The 22,008-nt window shown below is 67.6% G+C and carries 21 protein-coding genes; 15 read left to right on the top strand and 6 right to left on the bottom strand.

Going from position 1 to position 22,008, the window contains the following annotated elements; genetic code table 11:
- Positions 1-114 precede the first annotated feature (114 nt).
- Positions 115-1,884, bottom strand: coding sequence for a glycoside hydrolase family 15 protein (locus ACIGKQ_RS16835; RefSeq protein ID WP_396574514.1), 1,770 nt, complete (start codon positions 1,882-1,884; stop codon positions 115-117).
- An 87-nt stretch (positions 1,885-1,971) separates the two neighbouring features.
- Here ACIGKQ_RS16835 and ACIGKQ_RS16830 point away from each other — a divergent pair, with 87 nt between their 5' ends.
- Positions 1,972-3,339 (top strand): glucose-6-phosphate dehydrogenase, encoded by a 1,368-nt coding sequence (locus ACIGKQ_RS16830; RefSeq protein ID WP_396574513.1) that lies wholly within the window; start codon positions 1,972-1,974, stop codon positions 3,337-3,339.
- A 73-nt stretch (positions 3,340-3,412) separates the two neighbouring features.
- Here ACIGKQ_RS16830 and ACIGKQ_RS16825 read toward each other — a convergent pair whose 3' ends face one another.
- A complete protein-coding gene (locus tag ACIGKQ_RS16825; RefSeq protein WP_287016386.1) occupies positions 3,413-5,011 on the bottom strand; it encodes a hypothetical protein in 1,599 nt (532 codons plus the stop codon).
- Between the two features lie 366 nt (positions 5,012-5,377).
- Here ACIGKQ_RS16825 and ACIGKQ_RS16820 point away from each other — a divergent pair, with 366 nt between their 5' ends.
- Entirely contained in the window at positions 5,378-6,778 is a 1,401-nt protein-coding gene (locus ACIGKQ_RS16820; RefSeq protein ID WP_396574512.1) for an MFS transporter, read from the top strand.
- 22 nt (positions 6,779-6,800) lie between these two features.
- On the opposite strand, the gene ACIGKQ_RS16815 is transcribed toward ACIGKQ_RS16820, so the two are convergent.
- A complete protein-coding gene (locus ACIGKQ_RS16815) occupies positions 6,801-8,465 on the bottom strand; it encodes a PucR family transcriptional regulator (protein WP_396574511.1) in 1,665 nt (554 codons plus the stop codon).
- A 226-nt stretch (positions 8,466-8,691) separates the two neighbouring features.
- Between ACIGKQ_RS16815 and ACIGKQ_RS16810 the strand changes: the two genes are divergently transcribed.
- From ACIGKQ_RS16810 to ACIGKQ_RS16750, 13 genes are all read left to right on the top strand, one after another.
- A complete protein-coding gene (locus tag ACIGKQ_RS16810) occupies positions 8,692-9,141 on the top strand; it encodes a heme-binding protein (protein WP_396574510.1) in 450 nt (149 codons plus the stop codon).
- A 183-nt stretch (positions 9,142-9,324) separates the two neighbouring features.
- The gene (locus ACIGKQ_RS16805; protein WP_266062805.1) at positions 9,325-10,044 is read left to right on the top strand and encodes a TenA family transcriptional regulator; all 720 of its coding nucleotides are present in this window, start codon (positions 9,325-9,327) and stop codon (positions 10,042-10,044) included.
- Positions 10,045-10,115: 71 nt separating this feature from the next.
- Complete coding sequence (locus tag ACIGKQ_RS16800; protein WP_396574509.1) at positions 10,116-10,490, top strand: Rieske (2Fe-2S) protein; 375 nt, start codon at positions 10,116-10,118, stop codon at positions 10,488-10,490.
- On the top strand, positions 10,487-11,710 hold the full coding sequence (locus ACIGKQ_RS16795) for an NAD(P)/FAD-dependent oxidoreductase (protein WP_396574508.1): 1,224 nt from the start codon (positions 10,487-10,489) through the stop codon (positions 11,708-11,710). Before ACIGKQ_RS16800 ends, ACIGKQ_RS16795 begins: the two co-directional genes overlap by 4 nt.
- A 1-nt stretch (position 11,711) precedes the next feature.
- Positions 11,712-13,169: an aldehyde dehydrogenase family protein gene (locus ACIGKQ_RS16790; protein ID WP_277615220.1), complete on the top strand. Its 1,458-nt coding sequence runs from the start codon at positions 11,712-11,714 to the stop codon at positions 13,167-13,169.
- A gap of 28 nt (positions 13,170-13,197) precedes the next feature.
- Complete coding sequence (locus ACIGKQ_RS16785; protein ID WP_235721935.1) at positions 13,198-13,554, top strand: non-heme iron oxygenase ferredoxin subunit; 357 nt, start codon at positions 13,198-13,200, stop codon at positions 13,552-13,554.
- Positions 13,551-15,152, top strand: a complete 1,602-nt coding sequence (locus tag ACIGKQ_RS16780) for a gamma-glutamyltransferase family protein (protein ID WP_396574507.1) — start codon at positions 13,551-13,553, stop codon at positions 15,150-15,152. Before ACIGKQ_RS16785 ends, ACIGKQ_RS16780 begins: the two co-directional genes overlap by 4 nt.
- A complete protein-coding gene (locus ACIGKQ_RS16775; protein WP_396574506.1) occupies positions 15,139-15,576 on the top strand; it encodes a RidA family protein in 438 nt (145 codons plus the stop codon). Before ACIGKQ_RS16780 ends, ACIGKQ_RS16775 begins: the two co-directional genes overlap by 14 nt.
- Positions 15,573-16,268 carry a YoaK family protein gene (locus ACIGKQ_RS16770; protein ID WP_396574505.1) on the top strand — a complete coding sequence of 232 codons (696 nt, stop codon included), beginning with the start codon at positions 15,573-15,575 and terminating at the stop codon, positions 16,266-16,268. Before ACIGKQ_RS16775 ends, ACIGKQ_RS16770 begins: the two co-directional genes overlap by 4 nt.
- A 54-nt stretch (positions 16,269-16,322) precedes the next feature.
- Positions 16,323-16,946: a glyoxalase gene (locus ACIGKQ_RS16765; RefSeq protein ID WP_396574504.1), complete on the top strand. Its 624-nt coding sequence runs from the start codon at positions 16,323-16,325 to the stop codon at positions 16,944-16,946.
- A gap of 82 nt (positions 16,947-17,028) precedes the next feature.
- A complete protein-coding gene (locus ACIGKQ_RS16760) occupies positions 17,029-17,391 on the top strand; it encodes a nuclear transport factor 2 family protein (protein ID WP_266062798.1) in 363 nt (120 codons plus the stop codon).
- Between the two features lie 115 nt (positions 17,392-17,506).
- Positions 17,507-18,049 carry a hypothetical protein gene (locus ACIGKQ_RS16755; protein ID WP_396574503.1) on the top strand — a complete coding sequence of 181 codons (543 nt, stop codon included), beginning with the start codon at positions 17,507-17,509 and terminating at the stop codon, positions 18,047-18,049.
- Positions 18,050-18,117: 68 nt separating this feature from the next.
- The gene (locus ACIGKQ_RS16750; protein ID WP_396574502.1) at positions 18,118-19,599 is read left to right on the top strand and encodes an MFS transporter; all 1,482 of its coding nucleotides are present in this window, start codon (positions 18,118-18,120) and stop codon (positions 19,597-19,599) included.
- 19 nt (positions 19,600-19,618) lie between these two features.
- Here ACIGKQ_RS16750 and ACIGKQ_RS16745 read toward each other — a convergent pair whose 3' ends face one another.
- The 3 genes from ACIGKQ_RS16745 to ACIGKQ_RS16735 form a co-directional block, all read right to left on the bottom strand.
- On the bottom strand, positions 19,619-20,104 hold the full coding sequence (locus ACIGKQ_RS16745; RefSeq protein WP_396574501.1) for a polyketide cyclase: 486 nt from the start codon (positions 20,102-20,104) through the stop codon (positions 19,619-19,621).
- Positions 20,101-20,301, bottom strand: coding sequence for a dihydrofolate reductase family protein (locus tag ACIGKQ_RS16740; RefSeq protein ID WP_287016398.1), 201 nt, complete (start codon positions 20,299-20,301; stop codon positions 20,101-20,103). The genes ACIGKQ_RS16745 and ACIGKQ_RS16740 overlap by 4 nt, the downstream gene beginning before the upstream one ends.
- 507 nt (positions 20,302-20,808) lie before the next feature.
- Entirely contained in the window at positions 20,809-21,534 is a 726-nt protein-coding gene (locus ACIGKQ_RS16735) for a cutinase family protein (protein ID WP_266062793.1), read from the bottom strand.
- Positions 21,535-22,008 lie beyond the last annotated feature (474 nt).

Below are 22,008 nucleotides of genomic sequence, written 5' to 3'. Positions count from 1 at the left end.
TATCGGCGCGCGGTCGTCCGGCGCTGCGGCCGATTGGGCAGTCTCAGAGGCCTACCCGTTCGGGTTGTCGGCTACACGTGCGACCGGGGTATGCCGCGTCGCGGTGTGTTCCGGCTACCGTTCCCCGAGCGCGTCTGCCGCCCGCACGAACGCGAGATGCGACAACGCCTGCGGGGTGTTGCCCGCTTGGCGCTGTTCGTCGACGTTGTACTCCTCGGAGAACAGGCCGACGTCGTTGGCGGTGGCCAGCGCGGACTTCATCAGTGCGGTGGCGTCGTCGTGGCGCCCGCTGCGGGCATATTGGGTGACCAGCCAGAAAGTGCAGGCCAGGAAGGGATGCTCGTCGCCGGCCAGGCCGTCCACGCCTGTGCTTGTGCGGTAGCGCAGCACCAGGCCACCACGGAGCAGCGTGCGTTCGATGTGCTCCACGGTCGCCACCATCCGCGGATCATCCGGCGCACAGAAACCGACTTGCGGCAGCAGGAGCAACGAGGCGTCGACCTCGTCGGTACCCGCGTACTGCACGAACCGACCGGAGGCGGGATCGACGCATTCGGTGTCGATCTCGTGACGGAGCCGGTCTCGCAGCTCGCGCCAGTGATCGACCGAACCGTCGAGCCCGTAACGCTCCACCGCGCGGACACCCCGGTCGAACGCGGCCCACTTCATCACCCGGGACTGGGTGAACATCCTTGGCTCACCACGCATCTCCCAGATTCCGTTGTCGAGCCACTCGAGTTTGGCCTCCACCTGTTCGAGCAATGCCTTCTGCAGCGACCACGACAGCGGCGTCTCCGCCAGGCCGGCGGCGCGTGCGTCGTCGAGGCCCACCATCACCTCGCCGATCACATCGCCCTGATACTGATCGACCGCACCGTTGCCGATGCGCACGGGCGCCGAGTTCTCATAGCCGGGCAGCTGCGGCAGCTCGCGTTCGAGTAGATCCCGTTCGCCCGCAATGCCGTACATGATCTGGATGTCCTCGGTGTCGCCGGCGATGGCACGCATCAGCCACATCCGCCAGTGCTCGGCCACATGCAGGAAGCCGTGATTCACCAGCGCCTCCAGCGTCAGCGACGCATCACGCAGCCATACGTAGCGGTAGTCCCAGTTGCGGGCGCCGCCGAACTGCTCGGGAAGTGATGTGGTGGCCGCCGCGACGATCCCGCCAGTATCCAGATTGCTCAAGGCGCGCAAGGTGATCAGCGATCGGATCACCTGGTCGTGATACGGCCCGCTGTGGTCGATCCGACTCGCCCAGGTGGTCCACCAGTCGCGGGTGCGGGCCAGCGCGTCGTCGACAGGCAACGGTCCCGGTTCCTCGCGGTGCGAGTGATACCAGGTCAGCGTGAGATCCACGGTGACGTCGGGCTCGACCGTGAAGAACCCGCGATGAACGTCGCCGTCGGCATGCAGCGCGACACCGCGGACGACGCACGCGTCGGGACCGGCGATCCCGCGCAGGGCCGGCCCCATGGTGTCGCCGACCTGCAGTACCCACGGAATCGACTTCGCGTAGTCGAACCGCATCCGCAACTCGGTTTCGAAATCGACGTATCCCGACAGTCCGACGACCCGGCGGACCAGGTCGACCCGGCCGCCGTCGACCGGCATGAACTCGTGGACCTCGGCGGTGCCGGTGGACGTCACCCACCGCGTGACCAGGATCAGCGTGTCGTCGTCGTAGCGCCGGGTCATCCGGGCGTCGGGATCACGGGGAGCCAATCGCCACTGGCCGTGCTCCACCGAGCCGAGCAGGGCGGCGAAGATCGACGCCGAGTCGAATCGGGGGACGCACAGCCAGTCGATGCTGCCGTCCGCGGAGATCAGCGCGGCAGTCCGGCAATCGCCCACCATTGCGTAATCCTCGATGCGTGCACCCATGATCTCGATTGTCCTCATCGGTGACGATTCGTGCGGCAAGGCGACGAGATCCGCGCGCCCGAATCCGCTGGAGGGTTACCGTCGGGTATGGCGACCACGACGTTGTTCATCTTCGGTGCGATGGGGGACCTGACCTCACGCCTGCTGCTACCGGCCCTCGCCCAACTCCTCGCCCTCGAACCCGACCGCTCGGTGCGGTTGGTGGGAGTGGGCCGGCGCGACGTGTCCGACGACGAGTGGCGAGAACGGGTGTCCGGTGCGTTCGGCGATGACGTGGCACCGGCGGCCCGGCAGGTCGCCGACCGAACCACATTCCTCCAGGCCGATGTCGGCACGTCCGACGGTATGCGGAAAGTTCTCGATCAGGCGGGCGACGGACGTTCGGTGCTGTACTTCGCGGTGCCGCCGTCGGTGGCACAGCAGTCGTGTGACGCCATGGCCGAACTCGACGATCTCCCCGACGGCCTGATGCTCGCCCTGGAGAAACCGTTCGGCACCGATGACGACAGTGCAAGGGATTTCAATGCCAAACTCGCCCGGCTCGTGCCGGAGAACCAGGTGTTCCGCGTCGATCACTTCCTCGGCCAATCCATCCTGCTCGACCTGTTCGGCATCCGATTCGCCAACCGTGTGTTCGAACCGGTGTGGTCGGCCGAGCACATCGAGTCGGTGGTCATCCGCTACGACGAGACCCTCGGACTCGAAGGCCGCGCAGGCTATTACGACAAAGCCGGCGCTCTGACCGACATGATGCAGAGTCACCTGCTGGAACTGCTGGCAGTGGTCGCGATGGACCCGCCGGCGTCGTTGAACGAACGCGATCTGCGAGACGCGACGGGAGCTGCGCTGCGCGCCACCCGTGTCATGGGCGGCGACCCCGTCCGATCATCGCGCCGCGCGCGCTACACCTCGGGTCAGGTCGACGGCAAACACCTTCCGTCCTATGTGGACGAGGATGGCGTCGACCCGACCCGGGCCACCGAGACGTTGGCGGAGGCGACCTTCGAGGTGAACACCGCCCGCTGGGCAGGGGTCCCGTTCACCTTACGGTCGGGAAAGGCGCTCGAACCGGCGGTGAAGGAGATCGCGCTCCATTTCCGACCGGTCCGGCACCTACCGGAGCAGTTCAGCGGGGACGTGGCACCCAATGTGCTCCGCCTGACTTTCGGTCCCGACGCGATGTCGTTGCGGCTCAACGTACATGACGGCACCGACCCGTTCGATCTGGCGGCCACCGAGCTCGGTGCGGATCTGGGCGAGGGCTCCATCCGCGCCTATGCCGAGGTGCTCTCGGGCATCCTCGACGGCGATGCCACTCTCGCCGTCCGGGGCGACGCGGCCGAACAGTGCTGGCGCATCGTCGGTCCCATCATCGACGCCTGGCAGGCCGATCGCGTACCGCTCGAGGAATACCCCGCCGGTTCGGCGGGGCCGGAGGGATGGCCTTCGGTGTGACCTGAAAGCACCGAACCCCGTCCGGCGCACCGACTGTGCGCACGAGCGGGGTCCGGGTGAACACGATATGGCGCTACAGCAGGTAGACCGCCACGATGGTGGAGATCACCAGACCCGAGACCACCGGGACGAAGCACTTGCGCGCCAACGTGAGTACCGGCACCCGGGCGAATCCCGCGACCGCCACCAGCGAGGACCACGCCACCAGCGTGCCGCCACCGGACCAGATGTTGCCCATCTGGCCGATCGCGGCCAGCGTGGCCGGGTCCATGTCGACGCCGGGTGCCAGCGCGCCTGCCAACGCACCGGTCAGTGGCAGACCCGAGAAACCCGAGCCGTCGAGACCGGCGACGATGCCGACCAGCAGGACGCCGAGTCCGGTGAGGATCGGGATGTTCGGCAGGTGCGACTGGGCGGAGCTGACCAGGTCGAAGAGGAAGGCCGGGCCGGTCACGTCCTCGGGCAGCCCCAGGATCTGGCTGGAGAAGTCGGAGTTGCCGATAAGGAAGAAGCCTGCGATCGGCAACACGATGCCCATCGCCTTGAACGCGAACACCAGGCCGTCGACCAGGTGATCGGCGGTCGTCTCCAGGAAGTTGCGCGGTTCGTGCGCCGCACAGACGGCGAACAGCATCAGGGCAGCGATCCCGCCGACCATCGCGGCTGCCTCACCGCCTTCGAGCGCGGGGACGACGCCGGCCTTACCGAGGATCAGGAAGACGATGAAGGCCAGGTAGGCCAACGGAACGAGCACCGCGAACAATTTGGCGGTACGCGTTGCCCGAGGTTCGGCTCCCGGATCGTTCGGCTCCGGGCGGTCGATCACGGCGGTACCCGCCGAACCCGAACCGCTGCCGGCATCTGATCCACCGCCGCTGTTGCCGGTTCCGGCCGCGACCGAGCCGCCGGCCCCCGTACCGGAACGCCCCGCCGACCCGTCGGTCTCGGCGACCTCGAGTTCGGCCTCCACATCGGCGGCCCCGCGGTCGGCCTCGGCTTCCCATTCGCGCAGCAACTCCGCCGACGGTGCGCGCCACGTGCGACGCTGCATCACCCAGGTGATCACCACGGCGACGAACCCCACCACCAGCGACAGGACGAGTGCCTTGTCGGCGACGGCGTCGGTGTCCACACCGGCGGCGGTCGCGGAGATGCCCGGGGCAACCTTCATCACATAGTCCGACGACAGTGCCATCCCCTGTCCGGCGATTGCCACCACCATGCCGACCGAGATCGGTGACAGACCCGCCCGAATCGCGACCGGAATCAACACCGCGCCCACCAGGGGCACCGCGGGCGTCGGCCAGAAGAACAGCGAGATGAGATAGGTGACCACCAGAAGAACGATGAAACTTGCTGTGGCACCGCGCATCACGTGCCGGAACGGGGCGATCATCAGTCGATCGGCGCCCATCTGGCGCAGTGCGCCGAGCATCGCGGTCACCATCGCGATGATGAGGAAGATGTTGAACAGTTCCTTGGCCGCGACGAGGCTCGCGTTGAAGATCGACGCGATCGCGGTGACGATGCTGTTGGAGAAGGCGAACGCCGTGAGGAATGTGGCGATCACGGCAGGGACGACGATGTTCTTGCGCATCACCATCGTCGCGATGATGACGAGTATGCCGGCCAGGTAAATCCAGTGGGCGGCGGTCAGATTGATGGGCTGCACGTTGAATCCTTAGCGGGAGATGAACGAAAGGGGCTGTGCTGGTGAAGACCCTCCTCCCGCCGTCATCGGCGGTCAATCGATACGATGCACACCTCCGGTCGGTGTTCGCTGTGCACGATGCCGTCGAACGACAGTCTCACGATCGGTTGTGTCACGCCGGTAAATCGTCGGATACCTCAGTGTTTCGTCAGGTCGCAGATCCTGGTGATGCTGACCAGTCGGCTGTGCAGGTTGTCCTCATCGGACGTGGCATCGTGTGCACTCTGACATGCGCGCGAGGTGCCGACCGCTCCATTCGGATGGAAAAATTCTCGGTACCCACGGCGGTTGGTCGCGGGCGGATCGCGATGAACGGTAGGAGTGCAGATGGTGGAGCGCCGTGACGACGAGCGGGCGCGCGGAGACGATGCAGGTACCCCACTGGCCCTTGCCGCGTTGCTCACCGGCACGCTCGTCGGCACGGTCAGCAACAACGTCGTCAACGTCCCGCTCACCGACATCCTCGACGACTTCGACGCACCGTTGGGACGTGGAGTGCTCGTCGTCGTCGGGTTCCTGCTGACCTTCGCCGCCACCATGCCGCTGGCCGGCTACATCGCCGACCGGTATGGCCGACGACGCGTGTACTGCGCGGCCCTGGTGGGCACGGCGGTGTGTTCGGCCGGTGCGGCCACCGCGCCGACGCTGGAGGTGCTGATTGCCTGGCGCGCACTCGGGGGGCTCGCGGCGGCGGTGTTCGCGCCGGCGGTGATGGGACTGATCGCCTGGCTCTTCGGTCCGCGACGTCGGGCGCGCGCGGTGGGGGCATGGGCCAGTGTGAACGGCATCGGCCAGGCCGTGGGGCCATCGCTGGGTGGGCTGATGGCCGACGCCTGGGGGTGGCGTTGGGTGTTCGTCCCGCTGATCCCGTGCGCGTTGATCGGACTGATACTGACGCTACGCAGCGTGCCCCGATATCCGGCGCGGGTGATGCGGTTGGACAAGTTCGGCGCCGCCACCTTGACCCTCGGTTCGGCGCTGCTGATCCTGGCGGTCACATTGGTGGGGTCCGGCGGTGTGCCACTGTGGATTTCCGGCGTGCTGGCGCTGGGGGCGGCGGTGCTGCTGACGGCGTGCGTGGTGCATTGTCGCCGCGTGCCCGTGCCCTTCCTCGATGTCGGCGACATCGTCGAACCGCGGTTCGTGCGGAGCGCGCTGACCGCCTTCGCGCAGATGTTCGCGTTGGGTGCGACGCTGCTGGTCATCCCGCTCTATGTGGTGGGTGACGGCGGTAGCACCAGCGTCGCCGGGGCACTGCTGTTCGCGCTGCCGGCGACGATGGCGATCCTTGCACCGATCGTCGGCACCATCTCCGACCGTCTCGGCGCGCGCCGGGTGCTGCGCACCGGACTGGTGGTGTTGTGTGCCTCGCAGATCGCGCTGGGGGTGGTCATCGTCGCCGACGCCGGATTCATCTGGCTGGTATCAGTTCTCATAGTCGGTGGAGCGGGGATCGCGTTGGTGCAGACGCCTGCGGCCGCAGGTTCGACACGCTCGGCCGCCGGGGCACGCGGCACCGGGCTGGGCCTGTTCAATCTGATGCGATTCGGCGGGTCCGCGCTCGGTGCGGCGTGGGTGGCCGTCGCCTTGGCCCACGGTGGTCACGCCGTCCTGTTCGCGGTCACCGCCGCGATCGCCGCCGGTGGCTTCGCCGCCTCGTTCCTCGGTCGCACCCCCACCCCGCATGCGCCCGCCCCGGACGATCACCTGGAGCCGGCGGCCCGCTGACCGCAGGAACGGTCGCGGTCAGCTAGACGAAGTTGACCTCTCGGGCCACCGAGACGCCGAGATTGTCGAGCAGTTCGAGCCGAACGGCCAGCCACACGGTGAACTGATTCTCCGGCTCCCGGATGTCGAGTCCGATGGTCCGGGATATCCGGTCGAGCTTGGACAGCATGGTGTTGCGGTGCATGTTCAGCACGCGCGCAGCGGCATTCACGTTGCCACCCTGCTCCAGGTAGGCGAGCAGCGTGGCATGCAGTTCCGTGCCGAGCCGGATGGGGCCGAGCACGTCGGCCACGAGTTGGCGGCTCCGGTCGGTGTCGGCGATCTGCTCGAGCACGCCGTAGGACCGCAGATCGCGATACGCGACCGCACCCTGCAGGTGCATCCGCGAGGCGATTCCCAGGGCCACACGGGCCTCGCGATAACTGTCGCGGATCTGCGATGCGCCGACGGCGACGGCGCCGTAGGCGACCGGGGATCGCACGTCGTGACCGCGGGCGGTCAGTTCCTCGGCCATGGCTTGGGCGTAATCGGCCACCTCGATGTCCACCTCTGAAGGTGCCGTGGACCGGACGGTCCGCACCACCACGAGCACGTCGCCGAGCACGGTCACATATGACCGCACGTCGCGGTGGGGCAGCAGGCTGGCCGCAAACCGCGCCAGACGCAGCAACCGGCTGCTGCCGCGGGGATTCTCGTCGGAGTCCGGTGCGCGACTGTCGTCGCGGGTGATGAACACCGCAAACGTCGCGTCCAGGTCGATGTCGTGATAGCCGGCGCGCGTGCGCATCTCGAGGTCGGAGGCGAACCCGCCGTGCACCAGCGCCTGCACGAAATCGCCCCGCGCACGTTCCTCGGCTTCCTCGACGCTGCGTTGACGCAACATCTCCGAGCCGATGATCGCGGTGGCCTGCTCGGCCACCACGGCGTGCTGAGCGAGGTCATGTTCCCCGGGGCGTTCGCCACGGCGCAGGATCGCCACCCACCCCTCGAAGTACTTGCCGAGCAGGATCGGACTGGCCGTACATGTCCACCGCACACCGTCGGCCGTGAGGTCGGCAACGACAGCGGTGTGGTGGTTGTCGGGAGCGTCTCCACGCTCGAGGAGTGTCGTGCGTACCGCGGCGAGCACCGCCTCGGCGCAGTCTGCCGGGATGGCGTGGTCGGCGACGGGTACGCAGTGCGAGTCGAGGGCAACCGCGGGAGAGTGCGACAACGCCGACACCTCGCGCAACAGCAGCGGCATCCCGGCGCCCCGATGGAGCATGCCGGCAAGCGACTGATGAACATGGGTCGCATAGCGCATCACGTGCACCTCCTGGGTGAGGGCACGTTCGGCGAGCAGTCGGTTCAGCGGCCCGAAGCCGATGGGAAATCCCATCTCCAACACGACGAGGCCGGTGGGAAACGAGTCGGCGGTCATCGTGGACGGCAGCGGCCCGTCGACGATGACCGCCGGGGCGCCGCGCGCCAACAGGGAGCCGAGACTCGACGGCTTGGCGGCCAGCGACTCCGGCCGGGTATAGACGACGGTTGCGGTGAGATCGTCGTAGCGGCTCATGACCTCGGTGAACGGTAGCGCCCAGGTCACCGGGGTGTCGGTGGCGGCAGTGCCCGCCACCACACGGGCGCCCTCCATCAACGGTTCGTCGAGGAGGCCGGCGAGAGTCAATCGGGGATGCGGTTCCATCGGCCTGCTTCCTGTCGTCCTGCGTTCGGCACTGGTCCTCGTTCGGTGTCAGTCCTATTGTGGATTACCAGGGCACTTCGCACCGCTCTATGTGCAGATTGGCCTATAAGACCACGACCCTCAGGTCACTGTGACCCTCACGCTTCGTGGCTCTGTCCGGTTACATGTCGAGTACGCCATTCCGGCGGCAATCCTCCCGAGAAGCCTCACAGGAAAGACGACAGCCATGCATCGAATCTTGCGGATCACCCTCGACGACGCGCTCCCGGTCCTCGCGGCCGGCCGCGCCAAAGCCGAGGAGATCGGCGTCCGGCAAACCCTCTGCGTGTGCGACGACGGCGGCAATGTGATCGCGCTGCACCGACTTCCGGGGGCGCGGCTCACCGGTGTGGAGATCTCGATCGCCAAGGCGTTCACCGCGGCCGGCCACGAACGCGCCACCCACCTGTTCAACGAGCCGCCCAACGGTCCGGCCCTGCCGGGCAACGAGGCCTTCGGCATCAGCCACATGCTGCCCGGCAAGTTCGCCACCTTCGTCGGTGGGTTCCCGCTGGTGGTCGACGGGCAGATCGTCGGCGGCGTCGGGATCAGCGGCGGCAACGGTGAACAGGACAAGGCTGTCGGTGCTGCGATGCTCGCCGAATTCGACGCCGTCGTGGCTGCGGCAGCGCACTGACCGTGCACTCTGGCCACCTTCGGGCTCATCGTCGGGTCATTGTGACCGTGGAGCGCTCGCGCCGACGTACCTAGCCTGAAGTTGGTCGAAACAGCCTGGTTCATTTCGGTTTTCGACAGTCCTACTCGCAGCGTTGCGAGATCTCGGCCGATCCCCGGCCACCAGTCCATGAAGGGAATACCCATGACGACTCTGCTCGGGCGCGATGAGTTCCGCGCCGCTCTCGAAGACGCCATCAAGGGCCGCGAGGCGAAGAACGCCTCGTTCAGCAAGGCCTGGGCCGAGGGCAAACTCGAGAAGAAGCACTTCGCGCGGTGGGCGGAGAACCACTTCCACTACGTGGGCCCGTTCGCCGATTACCTCGCCAACATCTACGCCAACACCCCCGACGAGTTCACCGATGCCAAGGATTTCACCTTGCAGAACATGTACGAGGAAGAGCTCGCCGACATCCGGCACACCGATCTGCTCATCAAGTTCGGTGAGGCCTGTGGCACCACCAAGGAGCGAATCGAGAACCCCGACAACATGAATGCGATCACCCGCGGCCTGCAGTCGTGGTGCTACGCGGTGTCCCAGCGTGAACACTTCGTGGTCGCCACCGCCGCGCTGGTGGTGGGACTCGAATCGCAGGTGCCCAGCATCTACAAAAAGCAGATCATCCCGCTGCGTGAGGTATACGGCTTCACCGAGGACGAGATCGAGTTCTTCGATCTGCACATCACCTCCGATGTGGTGCACGGCGAGCGTGGCTACCAGATCGTGCTCGACTGCGCCGATACGCCTGCGCTGCAGCAGCGTTGCCTAAAGCTGGTGCAGTGGGGTGCGGAGATGCGGTTCTCCTACACCAAGGGTCTCTACGACACCTACGTCGCCGACGACCTGGAGCTGGCCGCAGTGTGACCCGATCATCCGTGGGAGACGTCGCCTGCGGTGTCTCCCACGGGTACGGCGATTTGACGAAAGTGAGTGACATGGCCAGCGAACCCATTGCGCCGTCCGGTGGCGACACGTGGCGGCCAGCGGCCACCATCAAGGAACTGGGTCGGCGACGCAAACTCCGCGTCGAGATCGACGACACCGCGATCGCCCTCTTCGCTGCCGGCGATCGCATCTACGCCTTCGCCGATCTGTGTGTGCACCAGGACCGTTCGCTGGTCAAGGGCACCATCCTGCACGGCCGGGTGATCTGTCCCGGCCACCAATGGCAATTCGACCTGGAGACCGGTTACGAAGCCGACCAGGATCTCTGCCAACCAACCTACGACGTACGTCTCGACGGCGACACCATCTATGTGAACCTGGCTGCGCGCGCTGCGGCCCCCGGCGACCAGAGGAAGATCTCATGACGATTCAGAGTGTGACCGTCGTCGGCGGCGGACAGGTGGCCGCGGTTCTCGCCCGCACCCTGCGCCGACGCGGGTTCGACGGTTCGATCACCATTCTCGGTGACGAGCGACATCTGCCGTATCAGCGACCGCCGCTGTCCAAGGAGTTCCTCACCGGCGACGGCGCACTCGAACCGCTGGCACTGCTGGCGCCGAAGTGGCTGGCGAACAACGACATCGACATCCGCACCAGCGCACGGGTCACGAGTCTCGACGCCGGCGGGCGGACGCTGACTCTCGCCGATGGTTCGTCGATGAGTGCCGATGCCATCGTGCTGGCCACCGGTGGCCGACCCCGGCGGCTCGCCGGGATCGCCGACTCGCCACACATCCATCATCTGCGCACCGTCGACGACGCGGAGCGCCTGCGTACAACACTGGGGGCCGGCAGTCGGATCGCGGTTGTCGGAGGTGGCTTCATCGGCCTCGAGATCGCGGCCACCGCCACCGGTCTCGGAGCACAGGTGACCGTTGTCGAACAGGAGCAGACCATCCTGGAGCGACGCCTCGGCCCGCAGATGGCGCGCTACTGTGCCGACCTCCACCGCAGCAACGGTGTGCGATTCCACTGTGGCGTGGGTGTCTCCGACGTCGCCGTCGGAGCGGACGGGGTGCGCCTGACGTTGACCGACGGCACCGTGCTCGACGTCGACGACGTGATCGTCGGCGTCGGGATCGAACCGAATGTCGAAATCGCCGTCGATGCCGGGCTGGCCGTGGGCAACGGCATCCTCGTCGACGCAGTCGGCCGCACCGATGCGCCGGGCGTCTATGCGGCCGGCGATGTGGCGGCCCGCTTCTCCGATGCCGCCGGCCGGCACGTGCGAGTCGAACATTTCGACAACGCCAACCGGCAGGCCGCCGCGGTGGCCCGCGCCATCCTGGGCGACCCGGTTGTCGAGGACGGACCGCACTGGTTGTGGTCGGATCAGTACGACCGCAACCTGCAGTTCGCCGGCAACACCGCCACCGCCGACGACGTGGTGGTGCGCGGCGACATGGCCGACCACGAGTTCACCGCGTTCTACCTCACCGGCGGGCAACTCAGTGGCGCGTTCGCCGTCGACCGCGGCGAGGACATTATGGCCGCGCGGGAACTCATCGGCCGCAGCGTCGATGCCGCCGCGCTGACCGACGACGACGTCGACCTCTGGGAACTCGGTGAGGAGATGGTGAGCTGACATGACGAACATCGAGATCACGACCGGATCGAATCTGGTTGACGGCCAATGGGTGCCCTCGGCATCGGGCGCCACGTTCCGCAGCGTCGACCCCGCCCACCCGACGGAAGTGCTGGGCGTCTTTCCGGACTCGACCGCACAGGATGTGGCGGCCGCGGTCGACGCCCTGGAGAAGGCCGCACCCGAGTGGGCCGCGACGCCGCCGGAACGACGCGCCCGCATCCTCGAACGCGCTGCGGATGCCCTCGAGGCCCGAGCAGACCAGTTGATCACCGAACTGATTCGTGAAGAAGGCAAATCGCGGGCCGAAGCGACCACCGAGGTCAGCCGCACCCCGATGAACCTGCGCTTCTACGCCGCCGAGGCGTTGCGATCGGGTGGCTCGACCTACCCGGCGGCGGGACAGACCATGGTGTACACCGTGCGCGAACCCGTGGGCATCGTCGGCGCCATCACCCCGTGGAACTTTCCCCTCAACATCCCGTCCCGCAAGCTGGGTCCGGCACTCGCGGCCGGAAATGTGGTGCTGTTCAAACCATCCGAGGTCACCCCGCTGATGGGACAGCGTCTGGTGGAGGCATTACTGGCCGGCGGATTACCGCCGACGGCGATCGCGCTGGTTCAGGGCGGCGGTGGCGCCGGAGCGGCCGTCGCCGCCGACGACCGGGTGACCGCTGTGACCTTCACCGGTTCCACGGACGTGGGCGCGGCGATTCACGCCGGCGTCGGACCGCAACGCCGGGTACAGCTGGAGATGGGTGGCAAGAACCCGACCGTGGTGCTCGGCGACGCCGACCTCGACTTCGCCGCGACCACCATCGTGAAGGGTGCCTTCGGCCTGTCCGGGCAGGCGTGCACCGGAACGAGCCGGGTGGTGGTGGTCGACGAGATCCACGACGCCCTGGTGAAAGCGGTGGTGGCGAAGGCCTCGGCGCTACGCCTCGGACCCGGCATCGACGACGGCGCCACGATGGGTCCACTTGCCAGCGCGGCGCAGCTGGCCAAATACCGCGAGTACGTGTCGATCGGTGTCGCCGAAGGCGCACTGCGACATGATGTCGACATCCCGGTCCCGGAGTCCGACGGCTACTTCGCCGCCCCAGTGGTGTTCACCGACACCACCCCGGACATGCGGATCGTGCGCGAGGAGATCTTCGGGCCCGTCCTCGCCTTTCAGCGGGCGCGGGACGTCGACGACGCCCTGCGCATCGCCAACGACACCCGCTTCGGCATGAGTGCCGCGGTCATCACTGCCGACCTCGGCCGGGCGATGGCGTTCGCCGCGGCGTCGAAGACCGGACTGGTCAAGGTGAACCAACCGACCACCGGGATGGCGATGAACGCCCCGTTCGGCGGCTACAAGGCGTCGAGCACGCAGACCTTCAAAGAGCAGGCCGGATCTTCGATGATGCAGTTCTATCAGGCCGAGAAGACCATCTACCTGACCCCGGCCGGCTGACGCCGACGGCACGACACGGAGTATCACCATGGATTTCAGAAGAGTCGCCCGATCGGGTCAGGTGCCCGAGGGAATCGTCCGCCGGTTCTACGCCGACGACTACGAGTTCGCCATCTCACGCCTCGACGGCACGGCGTATGCCACCTCGAACTACTGCTCGCATCTGGATTGCCTGCTCTCGTCGGGCAAACTGGTGCAGGACGGCATCGGATGCTCTTGCCACGGCAGTGCTTTCGATCTGGCGACGGGTGAGCCGATCTGCCCGCCGGCGACCGAGCCCATCAAGACCTACCCGTGCGAAGAACGCGACGGCGAGATCTTCGTCGGTATCGACCCCGCCGAACCCCCGGAGGGACCGCGACGTCGCAAGGCCCGGCAGGCATGATCGACGGGCAGGGCAGACCACCGACCATCGCGACGCGCGGCATGGTGGCCACCAGCCATCCGCTCGCCAGCGCGGCCGGGTTGGAGGTGCTGGCCTCGGGCGGCAATGCCATCGACGCGGCCCTCGCCGCGGCGGTGACCACCTGGCTGACCCTGCCGGGGCAGTGCGGCATCGGTGGTGACGCGTTCGCCGTGGTGCGCGAACCCGACGGCCGGGTGTGGACGGTCAACGGCAGCGGCTACGGACCCGACGGCGGCACTCCGGAGTTCTATCGCGCGCAGGGTCTCGAGGCCATCCCGCTCGACGGTGCGTTGGCCGTGGCCGTGCCGGGTGCGCCGGCCGCCCTGGCCGCCCTGCATGCGGGTGGGGCGTCGCGGCCGCTGCCGGAGTTGTGGGCGGGGCCGGCTCGAATCGCCGAGCGGGGCATCCCGTGTTCGGCGAAGACCCGCGATGATGTCGCCGACGCGATCGACGCCATCGGTGCCGATCCGCTGACCCGTGCGGTGTTCACCGACGACGGGCGGGTACCGATCGTCGGGCAGCGGCGTCCGCAACCCGAGTTGGCCCAGACGATCCGCTCGCTGGCCGACGATCCGCAGTCGATGTACACCGGCGACCTGGCGCAGCGCTGCGTCGACGCCCTGGTCGCTGCGGGCGCCCCATTTTCCGGCGACGAGTGGTGCGCCGGTGGGGATGTCGAGCCCGAGGATGCGATCACCCTGCGCTACGCGGGAACCGTCATTCATCAGACGCCGTCGCCGTCGGCGGGGTGGATGGTGTTGCACCAGGCCGCGTTGCTCGGCGACGACCTCGGTATGGTGCCGTGGCTCAGTGTCGAGGCGGTCGACCGGATGGTGCATGCCGCGCGGGTCGCATTCGAAGACCGATTCGCTCTGTGCGGCAGTGACAACGGCGGTATCGCGCAGATCCTTGACCCGGCCCGCCTGGCCGAGCAACGGATGCAGCTCGCCGACGACCCGGTCACCGAGCGCGAGTTCGCAGTGACCGGCGGCGACACCACCTCTCTGGTCGTGGTGGACGACGAGGGACGGTCGGTGAGCTTCATCCACTCACTTGCGTTCACCTTCGGGGCGAAATTCAGTGTGCCGGGTACCGGCATCGTGCTGAACAACCGGCTCGGTCGAGGGGCCTATCTCATCGACGGGCACCCCAACGAAGTGGCCCCGCGGCGCAAACCGTTGCACACGCTCAACGCCTGGGTGGCCACGGACGACGACGGCGGCCTGGTGTCGGTGGGCAATACCCCCGGCGGCGACGGGCAGGTGCAGTGGAATATGCAGGTGCTCTCGCATCTGCTCGACCACGGTCTCGACCCGCAGGAAGCGGTGGCGGCGCCGCGGTTCACGGTCTTCCCCGGCTCGGATGCGGACGTTGTCGGGGCGCAGCCGCGGCTGCGTGTCGAGGACACGATGCCCGAGGGCACGCGCGCGGCGCTGGCCGAGCGCGGCCACGACGTACGGGTGCATCCGGCCGGCGCCATCGGCGGCAGTGCCCAGGTGATCACGGTCGACCCCGGCGGGTTCCTGCTCGGCGGCAGTGACCCTCGACAGGAAGGTGTGGCTCTTGGTCTCGAATGAGACTGTCGCGGTACCGGTTCCACGCGGAAACTACATCCCGGCGACCCGCTCGGGAAACACGATCCGCACCGCCGGGATGACCCCGCGCCGCTCTGGTGAACTCGTCGTGGTGGGCCGCGTCGGTGACCGGGTGGACCTGGACCGGGCACGGGACGCGGCCGCGCTCGCGGTCACCAATGCGCTCGCCGCGGCGAGCACCATGCTCGAGCCACACGAACACCTCCGTTGCGCGGAGATGACCGTCTACATCGCCTGTGCCGCAGACTTCACCCGCCTGTCGGCCGTCGCCGACGGGGCCTCCGATGTGCTGGCCGCGCATCCAGATCGGCCAGGCCTCCCGGCACGCAGCGCCGTCGGGGTGTACGCCTTGCCCGACGCTGCTCCGGTCGAGGTCGCGCTGATCGTCGAGGCGGTCACCCGATGACGACCACCGTGAGCGCGACCGAGCCGGTGAGGCGCCGCGACGACGCGTCGCTGCACCTGGGGCTGATGGTGGCGCTGACCTTTGTCACCGGCATCGTCGACGCCGGCGGTTACCTCGGGCTCGACAAGGTGTTCGTCGGCAACATGACCGGCAACGTCGTGATTCTCGGCATGGGCGCCGCCGGTGCGGACGGCCTGCCCGTATTGGGGCCCGTACTCGCGTTGGTCGCGTTCGTCGTCGGCGCCGGCCTGGGCGGACTCGTCTTGCGCGGGCATGGGAGCGGATGGAGCACCCGGGTCACCGTGATGCTGTTGGCGTCGTATGCAATGGTCGCGGCCAGTGCGGTGGTCGTCGGTGTCGTAACGCTGACGGAGACAACGCAGATCACCGCGGCGGTGTTGACCGCGGCCGCGATGGGTGTGCAGGCCGCTGTGGCGCGCAAGGTGGGGGTGGCCGAGATGACCACCGTCGTCGTCACATCGACGATCACCGTGTGGGCCATCGAATTCTGGTCGCGACCGGGCTGGCGCACGTTGGCGAACCGGCGTCTGCTGGCGATCGGCGCCATCTTTCTCGGTGCTCTGGTCGGGGCGTTCCTGCTGACGATCGGGCCACTGTGGCCGGTCTTCGTCGTCGCCGCCGGCGTGGGGGTGAGCGCCACCGTCGTCGGGCATGTCCGATCGCAGCACTGATCGGTCAGGAATTGAGAAGCCGAGGTGCCCTCGGGCGGCCTAGCGTCATCGCCTATGACATCCATCGACACACTCACCCTCGACGTTCCCGACACTGCCGCCGCGAAAGCGTTCTACGACAACGCCTTCGGCATCGTCGACCGCCTCCGATTCCGCACCTCCGACAGTCCTTCCAGCGGCTTCCGCGGCTATGTGCTGTCGCTGGTGGTGCCCGATCCTGCCGTGGTCGACTCCCTCATCGGCCCCGCGATCGACGCCGGAGCCACCGTGATCAAGCCAGCCAAGAAGTCGTTCTGGGGCTACGGCGGTGTGGTGGCCGCACCCGACGGGGCGTTGTGGAAGGTCGCCTCCTCGAGCAAGAAGGAGACCGGCGCGCCCGCGCGACAGATCGACGACATCGTGCTGCTCATCGGTGCCGCCGACGTCGCTGCGAGCAAGAAGTTCTATGTCGACCACGGGCTGACCGTTGCGAAGAGTTTCGGCCGCAAGTATGTCGAGTTCGCCGGCGGCGCCGACGCCATCACCCTCGCCCTCTACGGGCGCAAGGCAGCCGCCAAGGACGCCGGTGTCGATCCCGCCGGTAGTGGCGCCCACCGTCTCCAGATCACCAGTGATGCAGGCGCGTTCACCGATCCCGATGGTTTCGTCTGGCAGGTGCATGCCGACGTCGCGGGCTGACATTCGCCCATCCCCGATCGTCGACCTTCTGTTGGTGCGGGCCGTCGGCGTAACCTGGGAGCGAACAGCCCAGGAGCAGCACATGGCACTTCCCGATCTCTATCGCCGCTGGATCGACCAATTGTGGAACGGCCCGTCCGACGCCGACGACCTCGCCGAGATCGCCCACGGCCTGGTGTCGGCGGGCTTCGTCGGGCACTGGCCGGGCCACGATGTACACGGCCCGACCGAACTCGCCGCGGTCGTCGCCGAGTCCAAGGAGATGTTCACCGCGATCGAGTTCACCATCGAGGTGCCCCCGGTGACCGACGGCGTGTACGTCGCCGCCCGGTGGATCGGGGCGGGGATGCGCGACGGTCAGCGACACCGCTTCCTGGGCAACGACATCCTGCGTGCACGTGACGGCCGGTTCGTCGAGTACTGGGTGGCGACGGTGCAGGCATAGCCCGGGTATGGCCGCAACTGGGTCGGTCGTCCCGATTCTCGCGAAAACGCCTCGCGTCTGGAGTGGCACCACTACGGTGCGGCTACAGGGGGAAACATCTGACCCAGGAGTCTCGATGCGTCGCAATGTCCTCGTCCGTAACGTCCTCGTGCGCAGTGCACTCGCGGTGGTGGCCGTGTTCACCCTGGCCTTCTCAGGCACCGCCGTCGCCCACGCTCAACCACTCCGACCAGGCACGACGCCAGTGGTGGGCCTCGCCGACGGCGTCGGCTACTCCATTGATGTGAGCGGTCGAACCATCAGCTACACGGTCACCGACGTCCCGCGCATCAGCCGACTGGCTCCGGGCTTCTGCACCTCGGCGGTGATCGACGCGGTCAAGGCGGCGCCGATCATCGGTCCCGACATCATTGCCTTGGTGCAGGGGCAATCGGTGAACGTGGTCGCCCTCCTGGCGGCGCTGCGCGATGCCGACGCGATCACCGCCACCCACCTGGGGCGGTTCGCCAATGGTGACGGCGTCGTCACCGGCACCTTCGAGGACATCCCCGACGGACTGTATGCCGTGATGAGCGTCTGCAACCTGGACCCGGACCTCTACGGTCTGACCGGTGCATTCGTGCTGGGTGACGGCCTGGATTACGGGTCATCGGCCTAGTGCTCCGCGTCGGTGACACCCACTCCTACCGGGATGTCGCGACGTAGACTCGCCGACGTGGGCAGATCATGACCGCGTCCGAGCCCGTCCGGGCGACACTCTCCGGTGTCGCTGCGTCATCTCCAGAGGGCCGATGGCTGATCGGGGCAGCCGTGCTCGGTTCGGGTGTCGCATTCCTGGACAGCACCGTGGTCAATGTGGCGCTACCCGCCGTCGCCCGTGACCTCGACACCGGGCTCACCGGACAGCAGTGGGTGCTCGACGGCTACCTGCTGACACTGAGCGCGTTGCTGCTGGCGGGTGGTGTGGCCGGTGATCGATACGGTCGTCGCCGCGTCTTCGTGCTCGGGCTCGGTGTTTTCGCGATCGCATCGATGGCCTGTGGCCTGGCCCCCACCGAAGGGGTGCTGATCGCCGCCCGCATCCTGCAGGGCCTCGGCGCGGCTGCGGTGGTGCCGGGCAGCCTCGCCCTGATCGACGCCGAGATCTCCGAGTCCGATCGCGGTCGCGCCATCGGACTGTGGGCGGGGATGTCCGGTGCGACAAGCGCGCTGGGTCCGTTCGTAGGTGGATGGCTGGTGGATACCGCATCTTGGCGGTGGGTGTTCTTCCTCAGCGTTCCGCTCGCTCTCGGCGCGATGGCGATCGCGCTGCGACATGTCGCCGAGTCGCGCGACGCGCGGATGGTCGGTCGCCTCGACATCGGTGGGGCAGTGGCGGTGACGCTGGGTTTGTCCGGCGTGATCTATGCCCTGATCGAAGGCCCGACGCGTGGGTGGGGGCCGCTCATCATCGGCTCGGCAGTCCTCGGCGCAGCCGCGCTGATCGCCTTCGTTGCCATCGAACAGCGTGCGCAGTCGCCGTTGCTGCCACTGGGACTGTTTCGATCCTGGCAGTTCGCCGGTGCCAACCTCACCACCCTCATGGTCTACGCAGCGCTCGGGGGTGCGCTGTTCCTGCTGGCGTTGCAGCTGCAGCAGAGCCTGGGCTATTCGGCGCTCGAGGCCGGCGTGGCGACGGTTCCGGCCACGGTCATCATGCTGTTCGGTTCGCCGTGGTCGGGCAAGTTGGCCCAGGTCACCGGTCCGCGGCTGCCGATGACGGTGGGACCGTGCATCGCCGCGGTCGGGTTGGCGTTGATGGCGCGCATCGTCCCCGGAGCCGGCTATGTGAGTGCGGTGTTGCCCGCGGTGATCTTGTTCGGGCTCGGCATGACGGTGACCGTCGCGCCGCTGACCGCGGTGGCGCTCGGTGCGGTGGAGCCCGGCCGGGCCGGCACCGCGTCCGGTGTCAACAACGCCGTGGCGCGGGTCGCCGGTTTGCTGGCCGTGGCCGTGCTCCCGGTGGTCGCCGGGCTCGATGCCGGCCCGGGCGCGCCGCTCGGCCCGGGCTTTTCGACCGCGATGTTGATCGCTGCCGGGTGCTGCGCACTGGGCGGCCTGATCGCGGCCATCAGTATCCGCACCGCCGCCGGGTTCACCCCGCATGTGCAACCCGCGGTCAATCACGGGTGCCAGCAACCCGAATCGGACCGCAGCTCGGTCCGGTGATCACGCTCGGCAGTGGTGGTCAGCGGACGGCCAGCTCGGCGAGATGCCGTAGCGAGTTGGCCAGATGGTCCGGCCCGAACGGCGGGAACTGCAGGTACTCCCGGATCCGGTCGGGTACCGCCGACCAGTCGTAGGTGAGTGTCACTGCGGTGCGGTGCGGCCCGATGACGGCGAGATCGTAGCGCCAGATCCAGCCGCCGAACTCCAGCGTGCCGTCACCGTTCTCGGTGCCGGGAGTCCACGCGATGGTGCGCGGCGGGTCGAACTCCCGCAGCTGATTGGCCACCTGGTAGGCGCCGTCGGGGTGATTGTGGTGAAACATCGACATCCGGAACACCTGTCCCGCGTGGTCGAGGGGAGAACGATCGACGGATGCCTGCACCCAGCCGGTGCCGTCGATGGCGGCATGCGTCCCGGGGTCGCACAGCACCGCGAAAACACGGTCGACCGCCGCCGCAACAACGAGCGTGGCGCTGGTCGTGTCGTCGGTGGGCGTCGCGGTCACCTGGCGCCGGTTGGGGTGACGTCGTAGGTGAGATGGGTGGCCGTCGACGTCGCGATCACGCTCCGCTGTTCCAGGCCGCACGGCGCAGAGGTGAACAGTGGTGTCCCGGACCCCAGCACCACCGGCGCGAGATGCAACGACAGCACGTCGACCAGCCCTGCCGCCAGGACCGACCCGATGAGCGCGCCGCCACCCATGAGCACCACATCGAGATCGTCGCCGGTAGCGGAGGTCTGTGCTCGATCGCGTGCGACGGCGATGGCGTCGGATGGTCCGGTGGTGACGAACGTCCAGTCGAGGTGGGTGAGGCGGATGTCGGTCGGGTGTGCTGGTCACCACGACGAATGGTGGGGTGGCGGCTTCGGTCGCGCCGTAGCCGACGGTGTCGTCCCAGCCGCCCGGTCCGTCGACCACATCGAACAGATTCCGGCCCATCACCACCGCACCCGAGCGCGAGGTCGCCGTCTGCAGGATGCGCTGATCCTCGGGATCGTCGGAGAATGCCCATGTGTGCAGGGCGTCGCCGCCGGTGCCCAACCCGTTCTGCGGCCCCGGGTCGGGGCCGGTCACGAAGCCGTCGACCGACATCGAGATGTCCGCGATGATTCGGGTCATGTTGATGCAGACCGAGCGGCGCCGCGTAAATCATCGCCGCCCCGGCGACCTGGTCGGTCGGCGGGGCGGCGATGGCTCGTTCGGTTGGGTCAGAGGTGCGCCTTCACATAGTTGGCGGCGTCGAGGGTCATCCCGTTGACCGAGTACAGCACGTGCAGACCGTTGGGCTGGCCGACCGGCGACCCGTCGCAGATGTTGTCACCGGGTATGCAATAGGTCTTGGTCTTGGCCCGGTACTCGCTGTCGACCTGGATGGCCGGCGAGCCGATGTCACGCAGGAAGCGGTCCGACGGCGGCGCGAACAGGATCACCGAGGAGACGTTGTCGGCGACGTCGGCCGGCAGCGGCGGCGGCACCTGGTTGCGGTACTGGCGGTACTCGTTCGGGACGTCGATGCCGGTCGCCGTGGTGAACCCGGCGACGGCCGCGCCCTGCGAGTAACCGCCGAGCACGATCTTCGTGTCCGGGCACGTGGCGGCAAGATACTTTATGCGCGTCTGCGCCGACCGCACGCCCACGGCCACCGAGTTCGCGATGGCGAGGCGATTGTTGAACTGGTCGCTGGCGGGATAGTTCACGCCATAGCTGCTGACCGTCTTGCCGGGCAGCTGCGAGCGCACCGCCTCGGAGAACGACAGCCCGGTCAATCCCATCGGCGGCGCCGGTTCGATAGTGCCGCGCGCGAAGATCACCTCCACGTCGGCGCAGGACGCGGCGCCGGCCGGGGCATTCGAGAACACAAGTCCGCCGCTCAGTGTCGTGGCCAGGCAGGCCATCGACACCGCGGCGCGGCGGGCGAAGGTTGAGATGGTCATAGACGCACTCCTCGGGTGAGACAGCAGAACGGACCCATACGTGCTCCATTCGTCTGGGACTGAGCGGCGGATGGGTCGTTGTGATGTCGAATGTAATCGGCGCCACACGAACTGTCTGTAGGATCTCATCCTCTTTGTCAGTCGCGAACTGGGGTTTCTCATGATCTTGTCACCTGTGGGTTCTCACTAACTTGTCAGAATCCTCAGGCCAGCACTGCTCCCCGGCCGGCGCGTCATAGTTCGAGGTTGCAGTGCTGAAGCGGCGGGTTGCTAGGAGACCGCTACGCGACGTGAACTGCGGCTTGTGAATGGTCGAACCGTCCGACCGGCTGAACAAGGGCGATCGAACGCCGGCCGGTGTCGTGGCGATGTTCCCGGATGTGACGTGTAAGGGCTCGGGACATGCTTGACGTCGTGTCGTCGGGACATCGTTGACGTCTCACGCTTGTCGGTGGTCGCAGTCAGAGTGTGGGG

This window comes from Gordonia sp. NPDC062954 (assembly GCF_044543825.1).
Taxonomy (GTDB): domain Bacteria; phylum Actinomycetota; class Actinomycetes; order Mycobacteriales; family Mycobacteriaceae; genus Gordonia; species Gordonia tangerina.
This window is presented reverse-complemented; position numbering and strand designations above follow the sequence as displayed.

Bases quoted from the DNA above. Each gene is read 5' to 3' on its own strand.
- ACIGKQ_RS16810 (WP_396574510.1), top strand. From the start codon at position 8,692: ATGCATCGAATCTTGCGGATCACCCTCGACGACGCGCTCCCGGTCCTC.
- ACIGKQ_RS16735 (WP_266062793.1), bottom strand. From the start codon at position 21,534: ATGACCATCTCAACCTTCGCCCGCCGCGCCGCGGTGTCGATGGCCTGC.
- ACIGKQ_RS16815 (WP_396574511.1), bottom strand. From the start codon at position 8,465: ATGGAACCGCATCCCCGATTGACTCTCGCCGGCCTCCTCGACGAACCG.
- ACIGKQ_RS16740 (WP_287016398.1), bottom strand. From the start codon at position 20,301: ATGGGTGGCGGCGCGCTCATCGGGTCGGTCCTGGCGGCAGGGCTGGTC.
- ACIGKQ_RS16755 (WP_396574503.1), top strand. From the start codon at position 17,507: ATGCGTCGCAATGTCCTCGTCCGTAACGTCCTCGTGCGCAGTGCACTC.
- ACIGKQ_RS16790 (WP_277615220.1), top strand. From the start codon at position 11,712: ATGACGAACATCGAGATCACGACCGGATCGAATCTGGTTGACGGCCAA.
- ACIGKQ_RS16820 (WP_396574512.1), top strand. From the start codon at position 5,378: ATGGTGGAGCGCCGTGACGACGAGCGGGCGCGCGGAGACGATGCAGGT.
- ACIGKQ_RS16830 (WP_396574513.1), top strand. From the start codon at position 1,972: ATGGCGACCACGACGTTGTTCATCTTCGGTGCGATGGGGGACCTGACC.
- ACIGKQ_RS16785 (WP_235721935.1), top strand. From the start codon at position 13,198: ATGGATTTCAGAAGAGTCGCCCGATCGGGTCAGGTGCCCGAGGGAATC.
- ACIGKQ_RS16805 (WP_266062805.1), top strand. From the start codon at position 9,325: ATGACGACTCTGCTCGGGCGCGATGAGTTCCGCGCCGCTCTCGAAGAC.
- ACIGKQ_RS16780 (WP_396574507.1), top strand. From the start codon at position 13,551: ATGATCGACGGGCAGGGCAGACCACCGACCATCGCGACGCGCGGCATG.
- ACIGKQ_RS16760 (WP_266062798.1), top strand. From the start codon at position 17,029: ATGGCACTTCCCGATCTCTATCGCCGCTGGATCGACCAATTGTGGAAC.
- ACIGKQ_RS16765 (WP_396574504.1), top strand. From the start codon at position 16,323: ATGACATCCATCGACACACTCACCCTCGACGTTCCCGACACTGCCGCC.
- ACIGKQ_RS16835 (WP_396574514.1), bottom strand. From the start codon at position 1,884: ATGGGTGCACGCATCGAGGATTACGCAATGGTGGGCGATTGCCGGACT.
- ACIGKQ_RS16770 (WP_396574505.1), top strand. From the start codon at position 15,573: ATGACGACCACCGTGAGCGCGACCGAGCCGGTGAGGCGCCGCGACGAC.
- ACIGKQ_RS16800 (WP_396574509.1), top strand. From the start codon at position 10,116: ATGGCCAGCGAACCCATTGCGCCGTCCGGTGGCGACACGTGGCGGCCA.
- ACIGKQ_RS16795 (WP_396574508.1), top strand. From the start codon at position 10,487: ATGACGATTCAGAGTGTGACCGTCGTCGGCGGCGGACAGGTGGCCGCG.
- ACIGKQ_RS16750 (WP_396574502.1), top strand. From the start codon at position 18,118: ATGACCGCGTCCGAGCCCGTCCGGGCGACACTCTCCGGTGTCGCTGCG.